The 23,861-nt window shown below is 70.4% G+C and carries 19 protein-coding genes; 8 read left to right on the forward strand and 11 right to left on the reverse strand.

Annotated features, from left to right (window positions below; translation table 11 throughout):
* The first annotated feature begins 28 nt into the window (after window positions 1-28).
* Both N5I75_RS37650 and N5I75_RS37655 read left to right on the forward strand, forming a co-directional pair.
* The gene (locus N5I75_RS37650; RefSeq protein ID WP_476684712.1) at window positions 29-1,477 is read left to right on the forward strand and encodes a vanadium-dependent haloperoxidase; all 1,449 of its coding nucleotides are present in this window, start codon (window positions 29-31) and stop codon (window positions 1,475-1,477) included.
* 37 nt (window positions 1,478-1,514) lie between these two features.
* Window positions 1,515-2,789 (forward strand): APC family permease, encoded by a 1,275-nt coding sequence (locus N5I75_RS37655; RefSeq protein ID WP_476684714.1) that lies wholly within the window; start codon window positions 1,515-1,517, stop codon window positions 2,787-2,789.
* 114 nt (window positions 2,790-2,903) lie between these two features.
* On the opposite strand, the gene N5I75_RS37660 is transcribed toward N5I75_RS37655, so the two are convergent.
* From N5I75_RS37660 to N5I75_RS37685, 6 genes are all read right to left on the reverse strand, one after another.
* Window positions 2,904-3,737 carry a methyltransferase domain-containing protein gene (locus N5I75_RS37660; protein WP_476684716.1) on the reverse strand — a complete coding sequence of 278 codons (834 nt, stop codon included), beginning with the start codon at window positions 3,735-3,737 and terminating at the stop codon, window positions 2,904-2,906.
* On the reverse strand, window positions 3,734-4,846 hold the full coding sequence (locus N5I75_RS37665; RefSeq protein ID WP_476684718.1) for a hypothetical protein: 1,113 nt from the start codon (window positions 4,844-4,846) through the stop codon (window positions 3,734-3,736). Before N5I75_RS37665 ends, N5I75_RS37660 begins: the two co-directional genes overlap by 4 nt.
* On the reverse strand, window positions 4,843-6,063 hold the full coding sequence (locus N5I75_RS37670; RefSeq protein ID WP_476684719.1) for a GNAT family N-acetyltransferase: 1,221 nt from the start codon (window positions 6,061-6,063) through the stop codon (window positions 4,843-4,845). The genes N5I75_RS37665 and N5I75_RS37670 overlap by 4 nt, the downstream gene beginning before the upstream one ends.
* A gap of 76 nt (window positions 6,064-6,139) precedes the next feature.
* Entirely contained in the window at window positions 6,140-7,495 is a 1,356-nt protein-coding gene (locus tag N5I75_RS37675) for a DUF6002 family protein (protein WP_476684721.1), read from the reverse strand.
* Entirely contained in the window at window positions 7,492-7,929 is a 438-nt protein-coding gene (gene panD / locus N5I75_RS37680) for an aspartate 1-decarboxylase (protein WP_476684723.1), read from the reverse strand. Before panD ends, N5I75_RS37675 begins: the two co-directional genes overlap by 4 nt.
* Window positions 7,930-7,952: 23 nt before the next feature.
* Window positions 7,953-8,759, reverse strand: a complete 807-nt coding sequence (locus N5I75_RS37685; RefSeq protein ID WP_476684724.1) for a TauD/TfdA dioxygenase family protein — start codon at window positions 8,757-8,759, stop codon at window positions 7,953-7,955.
* A gap of 522 nt (window positions 8,760-9,281) precedes the next feature.
* Between N5I75_RS37685 and N5I75_RS37690 the strand changes: the two genes are divergently transcribed.
* Both N5I75_RS37690 and N5I75_RS37695 read left to right on the forward strand, forming a co-directional pair.
* Window positions 9,282-10,517 (forward strand): MFS transporter, encoded by a 1,236-nt coding sequence (locus tag N5I75_RS37690; protein ID WP_476684725.1) that lies wholly within the window; start codon window positions 9,282-9,284, stop codon window positions 10,515-10,517.
* 172 nt (window positions 10,518-10,689) lie between these two features.
* Entirely contained in the window at window positions 10,690-11,358 is a 669-nt protein-coding gene (locus N5I75_RS37695) for a Type 1 glutamine amidotransferase-like domain-containing protein (protein WP_476684726.1), read from the forward strand.
* 66 nt (window positions 11,359-11,424) lie between these two features.
* Here N5I75_RS37695 and N5I75_RS37700 read toward each other — a convergent pair whose 3' ends face one another.
* Entirely contained in the window at window positions 11,425-14,217 is a 2,793-nt protein-coding gene (locus N5I75_RS37700) for a SpoIIE family protein phosphatase (protein WP_476684727.1), read from the reverse strand.
* 254 nt (window positions 14,218-14,471) lie between these two features.
* Here N5I75_RS37700 and N5I75_RS37705 point away from each other — a divergent pair, with 254 nt between their 5' ends.
* From N5I75_RS37705 to N5I75_RS37715, 3 genes are all read left to right on the forward strand, one after another.
* Entirely contained in the window at window positions 14,472-15,062 is a 591-nt protein-coding gene (locus N5I75_RS37705) for a DUF6817 domain-containing protein (RefSeq protein ID WP_476684728.1), read from the forward strand.
* 480 nt (window positions 15,063-15,542) lie between these two features.
* Entirely contained in the window at window positions 15,543-16,079 is a 537-nt protein-coding gene (locus N5I75_RS37710) for a dihydrofolate reductase family protein (RefSeq protein ID WP_476684729.1), read from the forward strand.
* Between the two features lie 161 nt (window positions 16,080-16,240).
* Window positions 16,241-17,023 (forward strand): phosphotransferase, encoded by a 783-nt coding sequence (locus N5I75_RS37715; protein WP_476684730.1) that lies wholly within the window; start codon window positions 16,241-16,243, stop codon window positions 17,021-17,023.
* A gap of 190 nt (window positions 17,024-17,213) precedes the next feature.
* Here the strand turns inward: N5I75_RS37715 and N5I75_RS37720 are convergent, their stop codons facing one another.
* The 4 genes from N5I75_RS37720 to N5I75_RS37735 all read right to left on the reverse strand — a co-directional run bounded on the left by N5I75_RS37720 (window position 17,214) and on the right by N5I75_RS37735 (window position 22,239).
* Entirely contained in the window at window positions 17,214-18,611 is a 1,398-nt protein-coding gene (locus N5I75_RS37720; RefSeq protein WP_476684731.1) for a GH1 family beta-glucosidase, read from the reverse strand.
* Between the two features lie 58 nt (window positions 18,612-18,669).
* On the reverse strand, window positions 18,670-19,590 hold the full coding sequence (locus N5I75_RS37725) for a carbohydrate ABC transporter permease (RefSeq protein ID WP_476684732.1): 921 nt from the start codon (window positions 19,588-19,590) through the stop codon (window positions 18,670-18,672).
* A gap of 15 nt (window positions 19,591-19,605) precedes the next feature.
* Complete coding sequence (locus N5I75_RS37730) at window positions 19,606-20,607, reverse strand: carbohydrate ABC transporter permease (protein WP_476684733.1); 1,002 nt, start codon at window positions 20,605-20,607, stop codon at window positions 19,606-19,608.
* A 363-nt stretch (window positions 20,608-20,970) separates the two neighbouring features.
* Window positions 20,971-22,239: an ABC transporter substrate-binding protein gene (locus N5I75_RS37735; RefSeq protein ID WP_476684734.1), complete on the reverse strand. Its 1,269-nt coding sequence runs from the start codon at window positions 22,237-22,239 to the stop codon at window positions 20,971-20,973.
* A gap of 618 nt (window positions 22,240-22,857) precedes the next feature.
* Here N5I75_RS37735 and N5I75_RS37740 point away from each other — a divergent pair.
* Window positions 22,858-23,850, forward strand: coding sequence for a LacI family DNA-binding transcriptional regulator (locus N5I75_RS37740; protein WP_476684940.1), 993 nt, complete (start codon window positions 22,858-22,860; stop codon window positions 23,848-23,850).
* Window positions 23,851-23,861: the final 11 nt, after the last annotated feature.

Genomic DNA, 23,861 nt, shown 5'->3' on the forward strand with positions numbered 1-23,861 from the left:
GCGTTCCATCAGGGCGACGATCAGGGGGATGTCCATGCCCGTGTCCATGCCGACGCAGACCCGCCCCGGCAGGTCCGAGCACTCGGCGCGCCGGCGTCGAGCGCTGACAGTGGCCACGGTGCTGACCGCCGCGGCCGCCACGCTGACCGCCTCGCCGCAACCGGCGCACGCGGCGCTGCCGCCGCAGACCATCGCGGATCCGGTGCACTACTGGAACGACGTCTTCATGAACGTCATCCGAAGAGAGGGCGGCGGCCCGGGCCCGATGGCCAGGTCCGCCGCCATGCTGAACGCCGCCATCTACGACGCGGAGTCGTCCTACCAGCTCAAGTGGAAGGGCAAGATCACCTCTGAGCCCTACATCCACGCCGAGAAGTACGCGGGCTGGATCGAAGGGCCGGACGAGGAGGAGCGTGTCGTCGGCCGCACCGCGTACAACGTCCTGCTCGGGCTCTACCCGGGACAGACCTCGTACCTGGACGCCCGTTTCCGTGAGCGCTTCGGCACCGAACCGACGCAGTTCGACCTGCTCGACACCACGGTCGTTGGGACGATGGTCAAGCAGATGCGGGACGCCCGTAGCGGCGACGGGTCCGACAATGACCAGGTGTACGTGGCTGACGACAAGCCCGGCGCCTGGCGGCCCACCAGCTACCCCGACATGGTCGACCCCAGCTGTACCCAGGACAGCCAGGCGGTGACCCCGTTCTGGGGAAAGGTGAAGCCGTTCGCCCTGACGTCGGGTTCGCAGTTCCGGCCGCCCACGCCCGGGCTGTACGGGACCTACGGGAACCTGCTGGCCGGCGACGCCTACAAGGCGCAGGTGGAGGCGGCCCGTACGGCCGGGGCCGACAGCCCCACCGCCAGCACTCCCGTCGTCAACCGCACCGCCGACCAGGAGGCGGCGGCCTGGTTCTGGGCCAACGACCTGGACGGCACGTACAAGCCGCCGGGCCAGCTGCTGCAGGCCACCAGGGACATCGCGACCCAGCGCAAGCTCACCACGTACGAGAACGCCCGTCTGTTCGCCCTCGTCTCGCTCGCTCTCGCGGACGCCGGGATCGCCGTGCGGGACGTCAAGTTCCTGACCCCGATCGATCTGTGGCGACCGGTCTCCGCCATCCGTGAGGGCGGCCTCGACCCGCAGTGGAAGCCGCTGCTCAAGACGAGGTCCGGGGTGAACGTCACCCCGTGCTTCCCGGCCTGGGCGTCAGGACACGCGACCTTCGGCGCCGCCTGGGCCGGGGTGCTGAAGCGCTACTTCGGCAACGACAACATCTCTTTCACGATGTCCACCGACGAACCGCAGTCCCCGGTGAAGCACCGCGCGTTCACCAGCTTCAGCCAGGCCGCCCGCGAGGACGCGCAGAGCCGGATCTGGCTCGGCGTGCACTTCCCGTGGGACGCCGAGGACGGGCTCGTCCTCGGCGAGAAGATCGCCGACTACGTCTTCACGACTAGGCTCCGCAGTCTGTGACGAGTCCGGCGGCGACCCGCCGGAGGGGGAGTGGGCCATGAGCGAGCCATCGACCACCGCCGGGGCGCGGAACCGGCTCCAGCGGCGGCTCGGGGTGTCCGACGCCGTGGTGATCGGCCTCGGGTCGATGATCGGCGCGGGGATCTTCGCCGCCCTGGCTCCGGCCGCGCGCGCCGCCGGGTCCGGGCTGCTGATCGGTCTGGCGGTTGCCGCGGTGGTCGCGTTCTGCAATGCCACGTCCTCGGCGCGGCTCGCGGCCCGCTACCCGGCCTCCGGCGGCACGTATGTCTACGGCCGTGAACGTCTGGGCGCGTTCTGGGGCTGCCTGGCCGGGTGGTCCTTCGTGGTCGGCAAGACCGCCTCCTGCGCGGCGATGGCGCTGACCGTCGGCTCGTACATCTGGCCGGGCCAGGCGCACGCGGTGGCGGTGGCCGCGGTGGTGGCGCTCACGGCGGTGAACTACGTCGGGGTGCGGAGAACGGTACGCGTGACCCGTGCGATCGTGGCTGTGGTCCTGGCCGTGCTCGCCGCGGTCGTGGCCGCCTCCTTCGCCGCCGACGACGCGCACGCGGCGCATCTCCACGTCGGTTCGGACGTCACGGCCGGAGGGGTGCTCCAGGCGGCGGGCCTGCTGTTCTTCGCGTTCGCCGGCTACGCGCGCATCGCCACCCTCGGCGAGGAGGTCCGCGATCCCGCGCGCACGATTCCCCGGGCGATCCCGCTCGCACTGGGCATCACCCTGGTCGTGTACGCCGTCGTCGCCGTCGCGGCGCTGATGGTGCTCGGTCCCGACGGGCTGGCGCAGGCCGCGGCTCCGTTGTCGGACGCCGTCCGGGCGGCGGGCACGGGGTGGCTGGCCCCCGCCGTACGGGTGGGTGCGGCCGTGGCGGCACTCGGATCACTGCTCGCGCTGGTCCTGGGGGTCTCCCGGACGACCCTGGCGATGGCCCGGGACCGGCACCTGCCGTACGCCCTGGCCGCCGTCCACCCCCGCTACAAGGTTCCGCACCGTGCCGAGTTGCTGGTGGGCGCGGTGGTCGCGGTGCTCGCCGCGACCGCGGACCTGCGCGGGGCGATCGGCTTCTCCTCGTTCGGTGTCCTCGCGTACTACGCCGTGGCCAACGCCTCCGCCTGGACGCTCACCGAGGACGAGGGACGTCCGAACCGGCTGATCCCGGTCACCGGGCTGGCGGGATGCCTGGTGCTGGCGTTCGCCTTGCCCCTGTCCTCGGTGGTCTCGGGGGCCGCGGTGCTGGCCGTCGGCGCCGCCGCCTATGGACTCCGTCGCGCGGTGACCACCCGCAGAACCTGACGCGCGCGCTGTCCCGAACCGGCGTCATGAGAACCAGTCGGCATTCGTCGCCGCCTGCCACGCGCCCGGACCCGCGCGGGCCCGAGCGTGGGCCGGTCGATCGAGGACCGGACGTCATGGGCCGATGGGCCGCGTCCCCCAGGCCTGGAAGAGGGTGGCGTGCACGACCAGCGTGGCGGGGTCGTCGAGATGCCGGGAGAGCGCCGCGATGTGGTCGTCCAGTTCGGCGTCGGTGATGAGGCCCTGCTCGACGAGGGCCGGCCGGCACAGTTCGGCTCGGTCGACGAGCAGGGTCTGGTACGGGTCCGTGTGCTGGAAGACATGGGTCGAGGCCCGGACCTGGACATCGCGGAGTCCTCGGCGGCGCAGCATGCCGGGCAGGCGGCGGCCCAGCATGACGTCCATGCCGTTGCGACGCCAGAGTTCCGCGATCGCCGCGACCAGGCGGTCCCAGGAGGGGTGGGGCGGTTCGCAGACACGGGTCAGCCAGTCGACGTCCTGCACGGCCACGGTGCCGCCCGGTGTGGTCAGGGCGACCATCTCGTCGAGGACCTGGTCGGTGTGGGGGACGTTCATGAGGACCAGGCGGGTGTGGACCAGGTCGAAGGAGGAGTGCGGCAGGCCGGTGTCCGCGGCGTCCGCGGTGGTCAACGAGACGTTGGACAAACCGTGTTCGGCGATGGTGCGGCGGGCCATCTCGATCATGCGGGGTTCGGCGTCCACTCCGGTGACCCGGCCGGTGTCCCCGACGCGTGCCGCCAACGCGTCCATGATGCCGAGCGGTCCGCAGCCGACGTCGAGGGCGTGGTCGCCGTCGCCCAGTGACACCCGGTCAAGGAGGGCTTGTGTGTCGTCCTTCAGCAGCTCCCCTTGGAAGATCAGGCGCCGGCGCTCCTCGTCCTCGGCTCCGAGGAGGTAGGGGCGAGGAGTCGAGGGTGTAGTGGTCATGGGCCTTCCTTCTGGTCGGGCGCGGAAGAGGACGTCTGCCGCAGCCGGTCCCGGAGCGCGAGGAGCTCTCGGCTCAGGTCGGGCAGGTCCGCGGGGCGGAAGACGGCCGGCAGGTCGGCTCCGTACGCTCGCAGGGCGGCGTGGGTGCCGGGAGTGAAGCGCAGCAGGCCGTCCTCGCCGAGCCGCACGCCGTCGAGGTGTTCACGCTCGCGGTGGAAGGCGACGGCCTCGGCGCGGGACATTCCGGGAGGCAGCCGCAGCGAGAGGACGGAGCCGTCGATGCGCACCGGGTAGCCGCCCGGTAGCCCGTGCGGCGCGGGCAGATGACCCGCGTAGGAGAGGGCGGGATCGGTGAGGGCGTGCAGGGCCGGCACGGCGCTGTGGGCGCCGAGTTCGTTGAGGAAAGCGCGGGGCATGGTACGGATCTCGCCCAGCACTTCGGGCAGTTGGGTGAGCGGCGCGCCGTCCAGCCATCCGGCGGCCTCGTCGCGGGGGTCGTCCGGGGCGCTCAGGTGTGCGTGGTGTGCCAGGAGGGACAGCCGGGATTCGTCGCGCAGACCGAGCCGGGCGCGGGTCGCGGTGGCGAGGGTGGCGACGTTGCCGAGGCCGCACAGGAGGGGCAGGCCTGCGGCGTGCAGCGCGGGGTTGACGAGGTCGGGGAAGCAGGCGTTGACCACCTGGCTGCCGGGTGAGGCGTCGGCGCAGGCCAGGACGGAGTCGCGGACTAGCGCGGCTTGGAGGGGCAGTGTGGCGCCGAAGCCCGCCCGGCGCAGCAGCCGGGACCAGTCGGAGTCCCGGGTGCGTGCCTCGCTGGGCGACTGCAGTGACGCGCAGACGATCAGCATCGCCGGTCTCAGGGTCCGCAGGAGCGGGCGCAGCCGGTCGGCGGGGTCGGGTCCGGCGTCGTGAGGAACGAATGACACCTGGGTGCCGGCCAGTGTCGCGTGGCCGGCCGCGAGCGTGGCCACGTCGCGGGCGCGCTGCTGCGTGCGGCCGATGACGTGGACGGTGGTGACGCGCTCCGGGCGATGGGCCAGGCCGCGCAGCAGGCCCTGGGCGAACGCGCCGGTTCCCAGTACGGCCCAGGCGCGGGTCGGGTCGCCGGTCACGGCGCCACCGGTACGGGCGTCGGGACGGTGCCGTCGAAGAGCGAGGCGACGGGGACGGTGTGGGGGGCCGGCAGGCCGGGGCAGCGGGCGCTGAGGTCGAGCCGGGGCGGGCGCCGGTCGTCGGTGAAGTAGACCGGGACGAGTGAGCCGTCCGGTCGGTGGCAGAGCAGCGGGTTCGCCACGAGGAAATCGCGCAGGGCCGGGCTGTCTCGGCGTGCGTAGAGGCGGATGCGCTTGGTGGAGAAGTGGTTCGGCGGGAGTTCGACGCGTGGGCCAAGGCGGCGTTTCCACTGGAAGATGCCCTTGCTGATGAACGCCTCCGTGCCGAAGAAGTCGACGCGGGGGACGCCTTGTGCCTGGGCCCAGCGCAGCAGGTGGTGGTAGACCGCCTTGAAGGTGCCGTCGCGGTAGAGGTGCTCGTCGCCGTCCAGGACGCCCAGGAGGCGGGTCGTGAGCGTGGTTCTGTCGTCCGACCAGAGGCACAGGACACCCGCGACACGGTGGCCCCGGTCGGTCAGGAAGAAGAGACTGCCGCCGGGCAGGATGGCGTGCCGTGCCACCGGCCATGCCTCGGTCCGGCTCCGGTCGCCGTGCCGGGTCGCCATCGTCGGCAGATGCATGCGCCGGTAGAAGAACTCCAGGGCGTCAGGGGTGGTGTCCTCGGTCCAGGCCCAGTCGTGCCGTGCGTGGTCGCGGCGGAACTGCCAGCGTTCGCGCTTGGAGATCTGCCGCTCCAGTGCGTCGAGCTGTGCCGGTACGTCCACGGTGAGATGGACGCGGAAGGGTGCGGTGACGCCGCGCTTCGCGGGCAGTTGGGCCAGCCGGCCCGCTTCCGCCCCGACGACGACCAGGTCGGCCGGGGGCAGAGCGCCGCGGGCGAGATCACGCCACGCCACGAGCTCCTCTTCCCGGCCGCCGGTGGCCATGCCGGTCATGCTTCGCTGGTGTTCCAGCAGCTGGAGGATGTTGGTGCGGCCGGCGGGCAGCCCCACGTAGGCGATGTCCAGGCGGCCGTGCCGCTCGCGGGAGACGACTGCCCGCACCCGTGCCGGCGCGTCGTCGACGAGACGACGGGTGGCCCGCAAGGCCGGGTGCCGGCTGTTGTTCCAGGTGTAGCGCAGGCGCGCCGGCAGTGCGGTGACGAGATCGGATGCCGGGTGCGCGGCGGGTGGACCGGCCGGCACCGTCGGTTCGGACGAGCGGGGTGACAGCAGCAAGAGGGCTCCGTGTCTCGGCGGGAGGGCTGGGGCGACGCGGGGGCGCGGACAGGGCGCGGCCCCCGCGCCGTTGTGGTCAGCTGACCGCTTCGCGTACGGCGGAGGCCAGGTCGTCGGCGTCCGTGACCGGCCGCAGGTGTGCCTCGGGGACCGTCTCGTAGTCGTCGGCGGAGTAGGAACCGGAACCGTGGACGAGGATGTCGTCCATGCCCACCAGATCGCGGTCGACGGCGTTGAGCACTCCGGTCAGGGCCATCACCAGGGACCATTCGCGCAGGCGACGCGGGTCGGCGGGCAGGTGGACACCGGCGGGCGCGAGCAGGGAGCGTACGGTCGGGTAGCGGTCGAGGCACTCCGCGAGGGACACCACGATCCCGCCTCCGCCCTGGCGGCGGATGATCTCGTTCATACGGGGTGAGGTGGCGGGGCGCCGGGTGTAGAAGGTCGCGTCGAGCTGCTCGTCGGGCGCGTAGGCGACCTGGGGGAAGTGCGGATCGTGGTCCTGCACGAACCGCCCGTCGCGCTCCGTCCAGTTCGGACGGTAGTCGAAGCGGTCGTGGTAGAGGCTGGAGACCATGTCCGAGGTGCCCAGGTGCTGGACCAGGAAGTAGCTGGCTCCGGTGTCCGGCCACTGCTTGCCGGTGGTGTGCCGCTGCCCGTGGAAGTGGCCGAGGAGCCCGAAGGCGCTGGACACGGAGTGGGCGTGCAGTCGCGGCACGGCGGGCAGCCGGTCACGCTCGAACAGGGCCCGCGCGGTGTCGGCGACGGCGTAGTTGAGCAGCTCAAGCGAGTGCCACAGCCGCACGCCGTGCTCCCGGTGCAGGACGGGGGAGAGTGTGTCGGTGACACTGCGGGCGAGCTCCTTGACCCTGCCCGGCTCGGCCGTCTCCAGCACGGTCAGCGGGTTGCCTCGGCGCAGGTCCGGATCGTCGGACAGGGCGGAGCACCACAGCTTGGCGCGTGAGGAGGAGGGCACCACACAGGCGATGCCCAGGTTCTCCGGGCCGGCCAGGCCGCACTCGTGGGCGCGGAGCACGGCGTCCCTGAGCGCGGTCGCCTTGTTGGCGCTGGACGGGGTGAGGATGACGACCCGTTCGCCGGTGCGCTCGATGTGTGCGACGGCCCGCGCGACGATCACCAGCGAGGCGTAGGTCTTGGTGGTACGGGTGCGCGGGTTGTGCATCAGGTTGAGCAGTTCCACGCGGCGGCCCCGGTGCTCGGTCACGGGGTGGGCGCTGATCGTGCTGGGGGCGAAGAAGGCGTCCAACGCGGCACTGGGGCGCGGCAGTTCCCAGCGCGGGGCGAAGGCCGCGGAGTCGTGGTGCGCCTCTCTCGCGGTGTCGTCGAGCACGCGGCGCAGTTCCGTGTCGTAGTGGGCCAGGGACGCGGGAAGTTGTGTCTGACCTGTCGTCAGGAGCGGGGCGGAGGTCACGAGGCGGCTCCTTCGAGCAACTGGTCGCCCCGGATCAGCCGCGCGGCGTCCGCCTCGGCGGGCACGTGGGCGGGGTCGGTGCCGGTGTCCTTCGGCCGGTTGTGCCGGTCGACGAAGACCACGTCCGGCTTCAGCGTCCTGGCTTCCGCGTCGCTGACGGTGGCGTACGCGATGATGATCACCAGATCGCCGACGGAGATGAGGCGGGCGGCGGCGCCGTTGATCCCCACCACTCCGCTGCCGCGGGCGCCCTCGATCACGTAGGTGGTGAGCCGGTTGCCGTTGTCGATGTCGACGATGTCGACCTGCTCACCGGGCAACAGGCCGGCGGCGTCCATCAAATCGCGGTCCAGTGTGAGGGAACCGACATAGTGCAGGTCGGCCTGGGTGACGGTGGCGCGGTGGATCTTTCCGTGGAGCATGGTGCGGTGCACAAGTTTCTCCTTCTGATGGAAGATCAGGCCGCTATCTGGATGCGTCGCAGATGCCTGCTGCGGTCGGTGAAGGCGTTACGGGCGTGCAGCAGCCGCCAGTTGTCCCAGACCAGCATGTCGTTGCGCTGATAGGCGATGGCGACGTGGTCCGCCTCGAAGGCCGGCTTCCAGCGCTCCTGAAGGTCCGCGGCGGGATCGTCGTCCTCCCGCAGGAGGTTGTTGCAACTGAAACGGACGATGAGCCCCTTCTCGTGCTCCTCCAGGATCGGATGCCGGGTCTTGAGGTCGAGTCCGAGGCGCTGGACGCCTTCGGTGGTCTTCCAGTCGTAGGCGTGGTCCAGCATCCGTTTGCGCTCGTCGTCCGGCAGGCTCTGGATCCAGGGCCGGGTGTCGCACAGTGTGGTCTCGCCACCGGGGCCGGAGGCCGGGGTGACGCACCACAGGGCGATGTAGCGGGGCGGCAGGACGGCGAAGTCGTACCCCTCGGTGTGCGGGGTCAGCGGGCGGGTGTTGCCCGCGTGGTAGACGTCGTCCATGCCCGGTTCGGGGCGGACGTCGCCGACCACGGCACCGGTGTAGTTGGGCACGAAGGGGCCAAGGTCCCGGCAGAACCTGACCTGGTCGAAGGTGTCCGGGACGTTGCACATCAGGACGTATCCGTGCTCGTCCATCAGTTGATGGAAGGTTTTGGCCAGCAGCTCGTCGCTCAACGGATTTCCGTTGAAGTCGAGCTGCGAAAGTATGCTTACGGGGGAATGTGACAAGGCTGCTCCAAGGGCGTGTTTCCTGCGGCGTTGAAGGCGCTGACGCCACCTGAGAGGTGCTTTCACGGGACGGGAAGGACATGGCTCGCAATGCCCTCGACGGGCGGCGACAGGAATCCTGTCGAAGAGCCTTCCGGTGCGGTTCCTCCAGCACGATAGGCCGCGCCACAGGGATCAAGTCAATGCCCGGAAGCGGTCGTTATTCGGTCAGCCGCAGCGACCGCGCCAGACATCGCTCTCCCTTGTGAAATCGCAGCCCAGACGTGAGGACGTCCATGCTCCGATGCGTGCTCCGCTCCGCCCCCGATGGCCGGTTCACATCATTCCCGAAAATCCGCGAATAACCCTGTGGGGGAGGGGTACTCAGGCTGCTGCCGTCTGTTCGTTCGTTCACTCCGGCGTCAGAGAGGCGATTGCCATTACCCCGCGCGCCGAGCCTTGCGGGTACCTTTTTCGCCGGGTGTCGGCGCCGTCGTACAGCGCGATTTCCCGCCCCCTCCGCACTGGTGCGGGAGCAGAAGTGAACAGGACGGAGAACAGGTGAGAAACAGCGGTGCGCCGAAGTCCGTGACCGAATCCGAAGCTCACGTGGAGAAAGCTTCTCGCGAAGAGCTCGGTGCCGTACGGAAATTACTGGGCTCCGAAGCGGTGTCGGCCTTCGGCGGCGGCCTGTGGTTCAGCATGTGGGCCGTCTACCTGACCTCGGTCAAGGACATCCCCGCCGCCTCCGTGGGCCTGGCCATGGGGCTCGGTGGCGGCATCGGCCTCTTCGCCGCCGTGCCGGTCGGCGCCCTCGCCGACCGGCACGGCGCCCGCCAGGTGTTCGTCGGCGTCAGCATCGCGCGCGGGCTGCTGGTACTGCTCTTCCTGACCACCAACGGATTCTGGAGCCTGCTGGTGGCGGCGGCGCTGTTCACCGCAGCCGAGACATCCGGCCGAGGCGTGAAGGTCACCCTGGTCTACCTCCTGATGCCGGAGCGCCGGCGCCTGACGGTGCTGGCCCAGGCCCGGGTCGTCCAGCACATCACCTACGCCGCGGGCGCGGGCGTCGCAGCATGGGTCCTGTCCACCGACACGGCCGGCCCCTACTACGCCGCACTGACCGCCGTAGCCGTCTCGGCCTTCCTGTCGGCCGCTGTCCTCGTCGGACTGCCACCCACCCCCACCGTGCCCGCCGCGCAACGGAGTTCCGGCACGCGCGCCGTACGCGACATCCCCTACCTGACCCTGATGAGCACCACCGCGCTGCTCTCCCTGTGCTGGCCGCTGCTCTCCAGCGGGCTCCCCCTGTGGCTGAAGTACCAGACCGCCGCCCCGGTATGGCTGGCACCGGTGACCGTCGTCATCAGCTCCCTGTTCATCGCCCTCTACCAGGTACGAGTGACCCGGCAGGGCAAGCGCCTGCGCGGCGCGGTCGGCTCGGCCCGGAAAGCCGGAGTCGCCCTGGCCGTCTGCTGCCTGCTGCTCGCCGCCGCGGCCTGGCCCGCGAGCGCGCTGCTCTCCTCCCTCATCGTCCTGGCCGGCCTCGCCGCGCACATCTACGGCGAACTGCACTACGTCGCTTCCCGCTGGGGTCTCTCCCTGCGCCTGATGCGCCGCGACGCCGAGGGCGAGTACCAAGGACTGGCAGCGAGCACCGAAGGGGCGGTGGCCACCGTGGGTCCGGCGATGATCACCACGCTCGTCACCGGAGCGCTGGCCGGCGGCTGGGTCGTGCTCGCCGTGATCTTCGTGGCGGCCGCCGCGCCCACGAAGACACTGTGCCGGCGGGCGTTGCGGGCATCCAGCGCCGGCTCAGCTCCCGGCAAGAGGGTGGGCCGATGAGGGAACGGACCTGGATCCGCCACCGTGCGTATGGTGAACGCGGGCAGCTGTCTCGTCCTGGGCGTACAGGACATGTCCACAGCGGACGGTGCGTCGAGCTCCGCAACCGACCGGGTCGCCGTCCGCCGAGCGTTCGTTGCACAGGTCGCGTGCGCCGTGCTTGGCTCGCCGGATGAACTTTCTGCTGACAGCGGCGGGCCTGCGCAACGAGACGTTGCGGGAAGCGCTGCGGGACATGCTGGGCAAGCCGTTCGGCTCGGCGAACGCCGTGTACATCCCTACGGCGTCGCTCGCCGAGCCGGGCGACCACGGGTGGCTCGTCGCGGATCTGAACCGGGTGCACGGCCTGGCCTGGCGGGAGTTCGACGTCCTGGAGCTGAACGGCCTGCCCCCGCAGCTGGTCCTCGACCGTCTGCACCACGCCGACGTGATCTACGTAAGTGGCGGGAACCACTACCACCTCGCCCGCGGCATCACGGCCAACGGCCTGGCCGACGGCTTCCTGAAGGCGTTGGAGAGCCGGGTCTATGTCGGGTTCAGTGCCGGATCGATGATCTTCAGCCGTCATCTCACCACCCACTCGGCCGACGTCATCGGGGACACTGCCGACCTCCATGTGTTGGGCGCGAAGACGGTGGAGCCACCGTTCGGCCTTTTCGACTGGTATCTCAAGCCGCACCTCGGCTCGCCGGACTTCCCCGCACGGGACGACGCCTGGGCGGATGACATCACCGCGCGGGCAGATTTCCCGATCTACTTCCTCGACGACGAGTCGGCCGTCCGCGTCAGGGACGGCGACGTGGATGTCGTATCCGAGGGCCGGTGGCGCTTCCATCCGTGACGCCGGCAGCCGGGGACGTCGTGAGCCGCGGTCCATCGCGTCAGGAGCCGGCCCCGCCCGACCGGGTCAGACGCAAGGCGAGGGGCGGACGGCGAGAACGGCGATGTCGTCGGCGCTGTCGGCCCCCAGGCGGATCAGGAGCTCGTCGCAGAACGTGTCGAGGGGTTCGCGGGCCAGGTCGGCGCTGAGGCGGCGCAGTCGCCCCATGGCGTCGTCGATCAGTTCGTCGCGACGCTCGATGAGGCCATCGGTGTAGAACAGCAGGGTCGAATGGGGCGGCAGCGTATGGCGAGCCGTGGGGCGCGGCACCTCCGGGTCCACGCCGAGGAGCAGTCCCGCGCCGCCTTCGAGGTAGCGGGTCTCGCCCTCCTGGGTGGTGAGCAGCGGCGGCAGATGACCGGCCGAGGAGTGCGTCAGCTCCCAGGGCCCCTGCGGATCTCCCTTGACGAGGCCGTAGACGCAGGTGGCGGTGGCCTCCCGGTAGAGACTGTGGTTCGCCAGGTCCAGGCGGCGCAGCACCTCCGCGGGCGGCTCCTGGCGGTCGACGGCGATGCCACGGAGCATGTTGCGCAGCTGGCTCATGGCGATGGCCGCGTTGAGATCGTGACCCGCGACGTCACCGATGACCAGGGCGGTGTCCCCGTTGGGCAGAACGAAGCCGTCGTACCAGTCCCCGCCGACCTGGGCGGTGGTGGAGGAGGCGGCGTAGCGGGCGGCCATCTGCAGCCCCTCGACCTTGGGCAGTACCGGCAGCAGGGAGTGCTGGAGCCGCCCGGCGATGGAGCGGGTCTCCTGGTGCAGCCGGGCGTTGTCCACCCCCATGGCCAGGCTGTGGACCAGGTCGCCGACCGAGGCCAGGTCGTCCTGGGAGAACGGCTGGGCACCGGGTGCGCGGGTCAGGGTCAGTGCGCCGAAGATCTTCCGGCGGGCCCGCAGCGGGGCGACGACGGCGCTGCCCGCCCCGAGGCCCCGGAGCAGTTCGAGGTAGTTCATGTCGAGCGCGCTCTCGGTCGCGACCGGTGACGGTACGTCGGTGAGCAGCAGCGGGCCCGCGCCGCGCAGTACCCGGGCCAGCGGGCCGCGCGACTCCTCCGCGACCGCCGGGACCCCGCCCGCACCGGTCGAGAGGCGAAGCTCGCGGGGCTCCCGATGGACGACACAGACGCGGTCCACGTGCAGATCTTCGGTGAGCAGATCCACCACGCACCCGTCAGCCAGCCGCTGCGTCAGCAGCCGTCCGATCCCCTGCAATCCCTCGTTCAGGTCCGGGGTGTTGTTGAGCTGTGCCCCCAGGTCGGCCAGGAGGGACAGCCTGTCCAGTGCCGACATGTCGCGGTCGGTGCCGAGCGCTCCACCCGAGCCCTCCGGGCCTGCCGGCAGCGGGCTGCCGTCGCCTTTCAGGTCGCGCAGGTTTCCCGGATCCGTCGTCTGCTCGTTCTCGCCGACAGACGCCGCCGCTTTCGGCACGTCGAGAGGTGTGGGAGTCCGCGGGGTGAGCTGGGCGACGAAGACGGTGCGGCCGTCGGCCGTCTCCTGCGTCTGGATGAACAGCCGCACGGGCACCACACCGCCGTCACGGTGCAGGGCGGGCAGCGGCACGGAGCGGCCCACGATGCGGGCACGACCGGTGAGCAGGAGTGAGGTGAACGCCGCCATGTGCCGTGCGCGCAGGTGCTCGGGGATCAGCGTGGTCAGTTTGCGGCCGACGAGATCGTCCGGTGCCCAGCCCAGCAGATCCGCCGCAGGACCGTTCACCGCGATGATCCGGTTGCCCTCGTCGGCCGCGATGGTCGGGACCCTGCTGACCTGCACCTGGCCGACGTCCCAAGGGACGACTTCGGAGGAGCTGACTTCCGGTTCCCGGGGCATCACCGTCCACGCGGTCGGACGGCCTCCGGTGAGCTGGCCGACGATCTGGTCGAACAGCCAGTCCCGGAAGGCACGGCTGCGCGGCAGGGCGGGCAGGGTGAGCAGCAGTTCCTCCCGCGCGGCCTCCTCGGCCAGGTCGAGTACGCGCCGCAGGGTACGTACCGCTGGTGCGGCGTCGGCGGGCATCGGCAGAACCAGGGAGCGCAGACCCGAATCGGGGAGCGGCTCCATCAGCGCGGTCGCCACACAGGCGCTGATCACGTTGTTGATGTCATGGGCGGTGGTGAGGTCCTCCGGCGCCACAGGCAGGTCGTCCCCGGCGGACGCGGCGAGCGTCAGCTCGCGCAGCATCGCGTGCCGGTGCTGCGCACACGCGCAGTACAGCGCGCTGGGCACATCGACGAGCGTCACCTTCTGGTCGCAGGGCCAGGGCGGTAGGGAGGCGTCCTGCGCGGGGGACGACCACAGTGACGACGACAATGACGACAATGACGACAATGACGGCTGTGGCTGTGGCTGTGGCTGTGGCTGTGGCTGTGATTGCGACTGCGACTGCGACTGCGACTGCGATTGCGGCTGCGGCTGCGGCTGCGGCTGCGGACTCTCGGGCGGCCACAGCTCGAACCACACCGCCTTGCCCTCGCGGCCGGAGTCGACCCCGTAGCGCGAGGCGAGCTGCTCGACCAGTGCCAGCCCTTGCCCCGTGGCGGCGCACGGCGGAAAGTGCTGCGGTACCGGTTCACGGCCTGGCCGCTGGTCCTCGACCTGTACGCGGACCCGGTCGTCGGGGCGCGACACCACTACGTCGACCTCGGTGCGCGCGTGCTGCAGCACATTGGTGACCAGCTCGCTCGCCAGAAGCTGAGCCGTGTCCACGAGGTCGCCGGCGACACCGTCCAGTGCGGTGCGGACGAAATGCCGGGCCGCTGACACGCTGTCCGGCCGCTCGGGAAATCGCCGTGACACTGCGGCCGGATCGGAGAAGATCATGGGCTCAGTCTGCGCCCCGCACGTTCCGCCTCGCGGTACGCCGAGGGTGTCGGCGCCGCCCACGGTGGAGTCTTGTCCGCCGGTCGGGTGACGTTGCTGACCCAGGGGCCGCACGGCCCCTCACCGGTGTCCGCCGCATCACACAGGCCACAGCTCGGGAAGCGAAGTGAAGTGTTCCTCGGGATTGACGTGGACATCGAGACGGCAGACCCTCAGCAGGGACGGGCACAAACGCAGTCCGGAGGTGACGGGGCATGACGGACCGGGAGGACCTGAACGCCGAGGCTGCTTCACCGACGACCGAAACCGGCCGGGCTCTGCTGCTACTGCGTGAACGCGGCGCTGAAACTGTCGCCCATCCCGGCGGCACGCTGTATGACCACCTTCAGCGCGTTCAGTCCCGACTCGCCGCGTGGAGGGCCCGCCCGGCCCTGCAACTGGCCGGGCTGTGTCACGCGTTCTACGGGACGGACGGCTTCGCGACCGTCCTGGGACCCGTTGAGCGCCGCGAGAACCTCGCGGACGTGATCGGCCCGGAGGCCGAGGCACTGGTGTACCTGTACGCCTCCTGCGACCGCACCGCCTCGTACCCCGCTCTCCACCGTGCCGACGCGGCCTTGGGCGACCGGTTCACCGGCCGCCCCCGCATTCTCGGCTTGCAGGAGCGCCGCGACTTCACGGAGCTGACAGCGGCCAACGAACTCGACCTCGCCGTCGTCAACGCCGACTTCCGCGACAGTCAGGGCCCCGAGCTGTTCGCCCTGTTCAGCCGTGTTCACACCTGGTTGAGTGCGGAAGCCTGGCAGGAGTGCCGAAGGGTGCTTGCTCCCTCGGGCGCCAGCTGAGAAGGCTCGCCGCATCAGGGGGCATGGGGCCTCATGACCGCCGTCGTCGTGTGGAAAGCGTGAGCGCCGCAGCCGGTGAGGCGGTTCGGCGAGACGCGCAACTGAGCATGCGGACGAATCGAGTTGCGGCCTGGGGACGGTGACTGCAGGGGGAGTGCGCGGTGAACGCGATGACGCACGAGTTTCCTGCGAGCTCGATATCGAAGTGCGTCGGCATGGCACGCACAGGGCCTACGCCGAGCAATGGGTGAAAGACGCGCTCTCTCTTTTCCGCCGCGGCCTCTCGACGCGAGGGGACCGCACTCCGCGCGCCACACCACACCCCTTGAGAACGAGGTCACCACAGCGGGCTCGGGACCACAGACGGAAGGGTGGTTCGCGCCGCCCCGGGACAGATCCAGGTCGCCATTACCGCCGGAGAAGATGTTGCTCCCCGACCTATGATGCGATCCCGGCCCTCCACCTGCTTGGAGACGACGCATGACGGAAGCGAGCACCGGCAAGGTAGTCGTGAACAGGGTGATGTCCCTCGACGGGTTCATCGCCGGTCCCGGCCACACCATGGACTGGGTCTTCGAGCACATGACGTCGGCGACGTTCCCGGAGGTCATGGCGGCCACGGGCGCCATGCTCATCGGCCGGGGCACGTACGACGTCGGTAAACGCATGTCAGCGGAGAACACCGGCTACGACGGCGGGGCGCAGTTCGTCCTCACCCACCGCCCGCCCGACGAGCCGGACCCCCACGTCACCTTCCTCACCTGTGACGTCGAGGAAGCCGTGACCCGGGCACGCCGCGCCGCCGGCGACAAGAACCTGGAGATTCTCGGCGCCGACGTGGCCGCCCAGTGCCTGAAGCGCGGCCTCGTCGACGAGATCCTGGTGTACGTGCTGCCGGTGCTGCTCGGCGACGGCGTCCGCTTTGCGCCGCCGGGCCTCGACCGGATCGATCTGGAACCGTTCAGCAACGTCCAGTCGGGCGGGGTCACCATGCTGCGCTTCCACGTGCGCAAGTAGGCACGGTCGCACCTGCCCATCTGCTGCTGAGCAGTGCGCTGCTCGCGCGGGACGGCGCCGAACACGTGCCGCGCTGCGTCTCTCCGGCAGTACGGCTCCGGTGGTCCGCTGCTCACCAGTAATGGGGTGAACGGGGCGGGCCGATAGGACATGCTGGCTCGGTGCCCCACGATGAGGAACAGCCGTTGTCCGGCGGGAACGTCAGCACTGGTGTCGTCCGGGTCGGAGACACGGTCCGCCGCCCGAGCGGACCGTGGACCCCGGCTGTGCACGCCCTGCTGCTCCACCTGTACGAGGTGGGATACCGGGCGGCGCCCCGCCCCCTGGGCATCGACGACCAGGGGCGCGAGGTCCTGACCTTCATGCCGGGACACGTCGTCTGGCCCGACCGGTTCTCGCTGCTGGACGCCGAGCGGCACCTGGCCGACGTGGCGCGACTGATCCGGGACTTCCACGAAGCCGTGCAGGGCTTCACGCCACCGCCCGACGCGCACTGGCAGGCGCTGATCCCCGCCGAGGGCAACGACATCATCGCTCATCACGACCTGGCACCGTGGAACCTCGTGGCCGGGGACGAGGGGCAGTGGGCCTTCATCGACTGGGACACCGCCGCACCTGGCTCCCGCCTCTGGGACGTCGCATACGCCATGCACGGATTCATCCCGCTCTCCGCGCACCCCGACTGGCAACGCCCCGACGCGGCAGCCAGACTGCGGGTTTTCGCCGACGCCTACGGCCTCGACGAAACCGAACGCCGCCGCACAGTCCCTCTGCTGGGACGCCGAACGCGCTCCATGCACGCCTTCCTGCGCGACCAGGCCGCCCAGGGCATCCAGCCCTGGGCGACTCTGTGGACCGAAGGCCATGGCAACGCCTGGCGCAGTGACGCCGAGTACATCGAGCAGCGGGAGGACCAGTGGATGCGTGCCCTTCTCGCCGACTGATTCCGGTCCCGGCCTCCGGCCCGGGCTGGTGATTTTTCGCCTGGCGCCGCATCCTCGCGCCGAGTACCGCGTCGTCGAGCGGCCGGCTGCAAGTTGACCGCAACGGACGGCCCCGGGCGCCGCGGCGGCATCGGCGGGGAGGCGGAGATGCCGCCGCGGGGCGCGAAGGGACGGGGTCAGGGGCAGGTGATCACAGCGGCAGCGTTCCCGTCGCGGCCACCCTCGCGTACCAGTGGGCGCTGGCCTTCGGGGTCCGGGTGCCGGTCGGGTAGTCGACGTGGACCATGCCGAACCGCTTGCTGTACCCGTAGCCCCACTCGAAGTTGTCCAGGAGCGACCACAGGAAGTAGCCGCGGACGTCCGCGCCCGCGGAGACGGCCCGGTGCACGGCGGCCAGGTGGTCGCGGACGTAGGCGATGCGCTGCGGGTCCTCGACGTCGCCCTCGGGGTTGGCGTAGTCGTGGAAGGCGGCGCCGTTCTCGGTGATCATCAGCGGCAGGCCGGGGTGGTCGCGGTCGAGGCGGAGCAGCAGTTCCTCCAGGCCCGAGGCGTCGATGGTCCAGCCCATCGCGGTCCGGTCGCCGGGCGTGGGGTGGAACGCGACGCGGTCCGCGCCCACCCAAGGGCTGTGGGTGCTGGCGCCGTGGCCGTCGTTGCCGTGGGCCGGGTCGCCCTCGGAGACCAGGGTCGGCGAGTAGTAGTTGACGCCGAGGAAGTCCAGCGGCTGGTGGATCTCGGGCAGGTCGCCGTCTTCGACGAAGGACCAGTCGGTGAGCGGCGCCGTGTCCTTCAGCAGGTCCTCAGGGTACTCGCCGCGCAGCATCGGGCCGGTGAAGACCCGGTTGGCCAGCGCGTCGATGCGGCGGACGGCGTCCGCGTCCCCGGGCGCGTCGGTGAGCGGGCGCACGTGGTGCACGTTGAGTGTCACCGACACCTCGGCGGACGAGCGCAGCCCCGAACGGAGCGCCTGGACGGCGAGGCCGTGGCCGAGGTTGAGGTGGTGGGCGGCGCGCAGGGCGGCGACCGGCTCGGTGCGGCCCGGCGCGTGCACGCCGGACGCGTAGCCGAGGAAGGCGCTGCACCAGGGCTCGTTGAGGGTGGTCCAGGTGTCGATGTGGTCGCGCAGGCCCTCGGCGGCGAGGGCCGCGTAGTCGGCGAACCGCTGGGCGGTCTCGCGGGCGGGCCAGCCGCCCAGATCCTCCAGCTCCTGGGGGAGGTCCCAGTGGTAGAGCGTGGCGACCGGCTTGATGCCCTTCTCGCGCAAAGCGTCGGCCAGGCGCCGGTAGAAGTCGAGGCCCTTCTGCAGGGCCGGGCCGCGGCCGGTCGGCTGGATGCGGGGCCAGGCGAGCGAGAAGCGGTACGCCTTGACGCCCAGGCCGGCCATGATGTCGACGTCCTCGGCCCAGCGGTGGTAGTGGTCGCAGGCGATGTCGCCGGTGTCGCCGTTGAGGACCTTGCCGGGGGTGTGTGCGTAGGTGTCCCAGATGGACGGGGTGCGGCCGTCCTCCCGAGCGGCGCCCTCGATCTGGTACGAGGCGGTCGCCGTGCCCCACAGGAAGTCGGCGGGGAACGTGAGCGCGGATGACATAGGGGCTCCTCAGGAGAACTGGCGGTGCGAGAAGGGGAGTTGATGCCGGGCGGCGGGGTCAGCCCTTGACGGCGCCCTGCATGATGCCGCCGACGATCTGGCGGCCGAAGACCACGAACATGGCGAGCAGCGGCAGGGTGCCGAGCAGGGCCCCCGCCATGATCAGGGACTGGTCGCGCACGTAACCGGCGCTCAGCTGGGTGAGCGCGACCGGCACCGTCGGATTGGTCATGTCCAGGGCGATGAACGGCCAGAAGAAGTCGTTCCAGGCGTGGACGAACGTGATCATGAAGATGACGGCCATGGGCGCACGCGCGATCGGCATCACGATGGACCAGAAGATGCGCAGCGAGTGCGCGCCGTCGACGCGGCCCGCCTCCACCAGCTCGTCGGGCAGCGCCTCGGCGAAGTACTGCCGCATGAAGAACACGCCGACCGCGCTGACCAGCGTCGGGAAGATGACCGACGGCAGCTGCTGGCCCCAGCCGAGATCACTCATCATCATGAACAGCGGGACCACGCCGAGCTGCGGCGGCACCATCATCGTGCCGATGACGATCATCAGGAGGGCGTTGCGGCCCTTGAAGCGGAGCTTGGCGAAGGCGAAACCGGCCAGGGTCGCGAACAGCACGGTGGACAGCGCGATGGTGCCGGCGACGATGAGCGAGTTCATCATCGCCTTGCCCATCGCGGCCTCGGTCCAGGCCCGCGAGAGGTTCTTGAACAGGTTCGGCCCCGGCAGGAACGGCGGCGGGGACTGCGAGATCCGGTTGCTGTCCGTGGACGCCGCGACCAGCGTCCAGTAGAGCGGGAAGATCGAGACAAGGGCGGTGAAGCCGAGCAGGATGTAGGCGAGCGGCCCCGCGTGGTGCTGGCGCCCTGCGCCCTGCCGCAGCCGCCTGGGGCGGGCCGGGGCGAAGCCCTGGACCTTGGTGCGCCCCCGCGTGCCGGCGCGGACCGGAGCGGTGTCGGTGGTCATGGCGTAACTCCCCGGTCAGTGCTTGCGGTTGCGCAGGCGCGTGATGACACGCTGCAGGACGAAGACGAGGACGAGCATCAGGAACATCGCCCAGGCCACGGTGGCCGCCCGGCCCATCTGGTAGTTCTTCCAGCCTTCTTCGTAGAGCAGCAGGCCTAGCGTCTGGTACTGGTTGTCGATGCCGCCGGTGACGCCGTTGGGGCCCTGGCCGAAGATCAGCGGTTCACCGAAGAGCTGCGTGGCGCCGATCGTCGACAGGACGATGGTGAAGACGATCGTCGCCTTGATGCCGGGGACCGTGACGGTGCGGAACTGCTGCCAGCGGCTAGCCCCGTCGATGGCGGCGGCCTCGTACCGCTCCAGCGGCACGGCCTGCATGGCGGCCAGGTAGAGCAGGGCGTTGTAGCCGGTCCAGCGCCAGATCACGATGGCGGAGATCGCGGTCTGGGAGGCGCCGGTGGAGTTCTCCCAGTCGACCGGGTCGAGGCCCACGATGCCGAGCGCCCAGTTGATCATGCCGAAGTCGCGCTCGAACAGCATCGTGAAGACGAGCGCCGCGGCGCCGACCGACGTGGCGTACGGGGTGATGGCGGCGACCCGGAAGAAGGTCGACCCGCGCATCCGGTAGTTGAGCAGGTGCGCCAGGCCGAGCGCCATGAGCAGCTGTGGAACCGTGGAGATCACACCGATGGTGATGGTGTTGCGGACCGCGTTCCAGAACCGCTCGTCGCCGAGGAGCGCCGTGTAGTTGCCGAGGCCCTCCCAGTGCATGACGTCGAACGTGGACAGTTCGACCTGGTGCAGGGAGATCCAGGCGGTGTAGATCAGCGGGTAGAAGCTGAACGCCGCGAAGATGACGAAGAACGGCGCGATGAACGCGTACGGTGCGCCCTTCACGTCGAGGCGGTGCAGCAGTGGAACCTTCGAGCGGGCCTTGCCGAGACCGTCGGGCCTCAACGGCGAGCCGGGCGTCGGGGGCGGCTCGGCCGACGAGCCGAGCGTGGTGGAGGCGGCCACCGGGGGTCCTTCCGTCGGGCGTGCGGGATGAGCGGGGCGGGCGGTGCGGGCGGCGGGCCTTCGCCCGCACCGCCCGGTGCCGTGCGTGGGTGGGCGGGTTGGCGGGGGGTGGCCCGCTCCCGCCCGGTGCCGCGACCGGGCGGGAGCGGGACTCTCCTGCACCCGTCCGGTGTCGTGCGTGGGTGGGTGGCGAGGCTTGGCCCGCCCCTGCCCGGTGTCGTGCGTGGGTGGGTGGCGGGGCTCAGCCCGCGCCCGTCCGGAGCCGTACGTGTGTGGGCGGTGGGAAGCAGCCCGCACCCGCCCTCTGCCGTACGGGGGCAAGGGGGCGGGACCCGGCCCGCACTCGCCCTCTGCCGTACGCGGCTAGTTGACGGCCTTCTTGATGCGCTCGTCGGTGGTCTTCCACGCCTTGTCCGGAGCCGTGCCGTTCTCGACCAGCTGCAGACCCTGCGAGAAGGCGTCCTTGATGGTGCCGTCCTTGCGGCCGAGCACCTGCTCGGCCGGGATCTCGTTGGCCGCCGCCCCGAAGATTTGGCCCGTCGGGGAACCCGCGAAGTACTCCGCCTTGGCCTGCTTCACCTTCGGGTCGTCGAGCGCGGTCTTGGAGGACGGGAAATTGCCCAGCTTCTCGAAGAGGTAGGCCTGCTGCTCGGGGGCGGTCAGCCATGCCACGAGCTTCTTGGCCTCGTCCTTCACCGGGCTCTTCTCGGTGACCCCGAGGAAGGACCCGCCCCAGTTGGCGCCCTTGGGGGCCTTCGCGACGTCCCACTTGCCCTTGTTGGCGTCACCGGCCTTGTCACTGATGTGCGCGAGCATCCAGGCCGGGCAGACCGTGGAGGCGAAGGTGCCGTTGGCGAGGCCCGGGTCCCAGCCCGGCTGGAACTGCGGCAGCTTGGCGGTCAGGTGCTTCTCGGCGGTCTCGGACGCCAGGTTCCAGGCCTCCTTGACGGCCGGGTTGGTCTGGTAGATCAGCTTGCCCGACTTGTCGTAGTACTGCTCGGAGTTGCCGTAGACCATGGCGTTGAACAGGCCGGAGGCCGAGTCCAGGAACGAGACCTTCTTGTCCTTGTTGCCCTTGGCGAACTTCTCGCCGGTCTCGACGTACTTGGTCCAGTCACCCGCCCACAGCTTGCCGACCTCCTCGCGGTCGGTGGGCAGCCCGGCCTTCTCGAACAGGTCCTTGCGGTAGCAGACCGCCATCGGGCCGATGTCCGTGCCGAGGCCCAGGACCTTGCCGTCCTTCGTGGTGATCTGGGCCTGCTTCCAGGGCTGGAAGTGGTCGGTGCCCGGGACGCCCTTGAAGTCGGCGAACTTGTCGGCCTGCGTCTCGGTTATCTCCTTCGCGCGGCCGATCTCGATGCCCTGGACGTCCTTGAGCCCGGAGCCGCTGGCGAGGTGGGTCTGCAGGGCGGTGTAGTACGTCTGCTCGTCACCGGCCGCCTCGACCTTGACGGTGACGTCCGGGTTCTCCTTCTCGTACTTCTCGATCAGCCCGGTCTCCTTGAAGCCCATCACGCCGTACAGGCCCATGGTGATGGTGACCTTGCCGTCCTTGACGCCTCCGCCGGTACCGCTCGAGCCCTCCCCGCCGCAGCCGGCGAGCAGGGCTGCCGCCGCCGTACAGGCCAGCATGGCTGTCACTCTTGTACGCAATTTTCGCTCGACCTTGAGCATGAACGTCCCTCCAGAGACGGCGCCGACGCACCCGTGACGCGAGTCGGCCCGACACCCGGCCACCCGCGACGAAACTTTGGCCAAGTCCCCAGCTCGCAGCGGGTGTTGCGGAGGCGCGCGAACAGGGTTCACGGTCTCTGGTGGACCTGCTGAAGAGTTGGTGGGAACGTGCCCACTAGATGAGGGAAGACTGTAGGCCCCACAACTCCCGTGTCAAGAAGTCGAATCCAGGTCGTTTCATGGATCGACGAATCCGAAACTTTTCGAAGGCCTCGCACGGAGAGCGCACGGAGAGCGCGCGGGAGGCGCGCGGAGAGCACACGCGGAAGGGGAGCCGACCGAGCGACTGGCAGAATGCGCAGGCCGGAAGGGTCGAGCCCTGGACGGGACGGCCCTGGGGGGCGAAGGGAAGGATCCGGGACGATGAGCGGCGACAGCACACGAGAAGCACCGAGTAGGGAAGGGGGCGGGAACCTGGACCAACGGGCGGGAAGCCGTGAGCCGCGCGGCGACGGCCGACGGCAGGGCGCACACCAGGATGGCGATACGGGTAAAGCGCCCGCCGCCCGGCCGACCATCAAGACAGTGGCGGCGCGGGCCGGCGTCGGCCGCACCACCGTCTCCCGCGTGGTGAACGGATCGGAGCTGGTCAGCGCGAAGGCGCGGGAGGCCGTGCTCAACGCCATCGCGGAGCTGGGCTACGTCCCCAACTCGGTCGCCCGCGGTCTGGTCACCAGCCGCACCAACGCCGTCGCCCTGGTCATCCCCGAGTCGGAGAGCCGGCTCGGCTCGGAGCCCTACTTCTCGGCGGTGATCCGCGGGGTGAGCGCCGCGCTCGCCGACACCCGCACCCAACTGCAGCTCATGCTCGTCCGTGACCAGGGCGAACGCGACGAGCTCGGCCGGTCCGTCGCCGAACGGCGCGTCGACGGCGTCCTGCTGGTCTCCATCCACGAGGACGACGTGCTGCCGGGCCTGCTGGAGTCCGCCGGCCTGCCGACCGTCCTCGCGGGCCGCCGCCGCGAGGACGATCCGCTCAGCTACGTCTGCGCCGACAACCGCGGCGGGGCCGCGACCGCCGTACGCCACCTCCTGGAGCGCGGGCGGCGCCGCATCGCGACCGTCGCGGGGCCGCAGGACATGGAGGTCGGCCGCAGCCGCCTGCTCGGCTGCCGGGAAGCACTCGTCGAGGCCGGTGTTCCGGACTCCGAACACCTCGTCGGCGTCGGGGACTTCACCGAGGAAGGGGGCCGTGCGGCCATGCGTTCGCTACTTGAACGCGCCCCCGACCTCGACGCGGTGTTCGCCGCCTCCGACCTGATGGCCGCGGGCATCCTGCTCGAACTGCGCGCACAGGGGCGCCGGGTACCGGAGGACGTCGCGGTCGTCGGATTCGAGGACTCCTACCTCGCCCGCCACACCAACCCACCGCTCACCACGGTCCGCCAGCCGACCGAGGAGATCGGCCGTACGATCGCGCGCACGCTCCTGCGCGAGATCGGTAATCCTGGCCTGTCGCGCACGCGCCTCGTGCTCGATACGGAGCTGGTGGTACGCGAGTCGTCGTGATCCGCGTGCGC

It is taken from the genome of Streptomyces sp. R818, assembly GCF_056172735.1.

Excerpts from the sequence above, each read along its gene's own strand:
- N5I75_RS37735 (WP_476684734.1), bottom strand. The coding sequence starts at position 22,239 with ATGCTGGCCTGTACGGCGGCGGCAGCCCTGCTCGCCGGCTGCGGCGGG.
- N5I75_RS37700 (WP_476684727.1), bottom strand. The coding sequence starts at position 14,217 with ATGATCTTCTCCGATCCGGCCGCAGTGTCACGGCGATTTCCCGAGCGG.
- N5I75_RS37710 (WP_476684729.1), top strand. The coding sequence starts at position 15,543 with ATGACGGAAGCGAGCACCGGCAAGGTAGTCGTGAACAGGGTGATGTCC.
- N5I75_RS37725 (WP_476684732.1), bottom strand. The coding sequence starts at position 19,590 with ATGACCACCGACACCGCTCCGGTCCGCGCCGGCACGCGGGGGCGCACC.
- N5I75_RS37705 (WP_476684728.1), top strand. The coding sequence starts at position 14,472 with ATGACGGACCGGGAGGACCTGAACGCCGAGGCTGCTTCACCGACGACC.
- N5I75_RS37650 (WP_476684712.1), top strand. The coding sequence starts at position 29 with ATGTCCATGCCCGTGTCCATGCCGACGCAGACCCGCCCCGGCAGGTCC.
- N5I75_RS37655 (WP_476684714.1), top strand. The coding sequence starts at position 1,515 with ATGAGCGAGCCATCGACCACCGCCGGGGCGCGGAACCGGCTCCAGCGG.
- N5I75_RS37695 (WP_476684726.1), top strand. The coding sequence starts at position 10,690 with ATGAACTTTCTGCTGACAGCGGCGGGCCTGCGCAACGAGACGTTGCGG.
- N5I75_RS37660 (WP_476684716.1), bottom strand. The coding sequence starts at position 3,737 with ATGACCACTACACCCTCGACTCCTCGCCCCTACCTCCTCGGAGCCGAG.
- N5I75_RS37720 (WP_476684731.1), bottom strand. The coding sequence starts at position 18,611 with ATGTCATCCGCGCTCACGTTCCCCGCCGACTTCCTGTGGGGCACGGCG.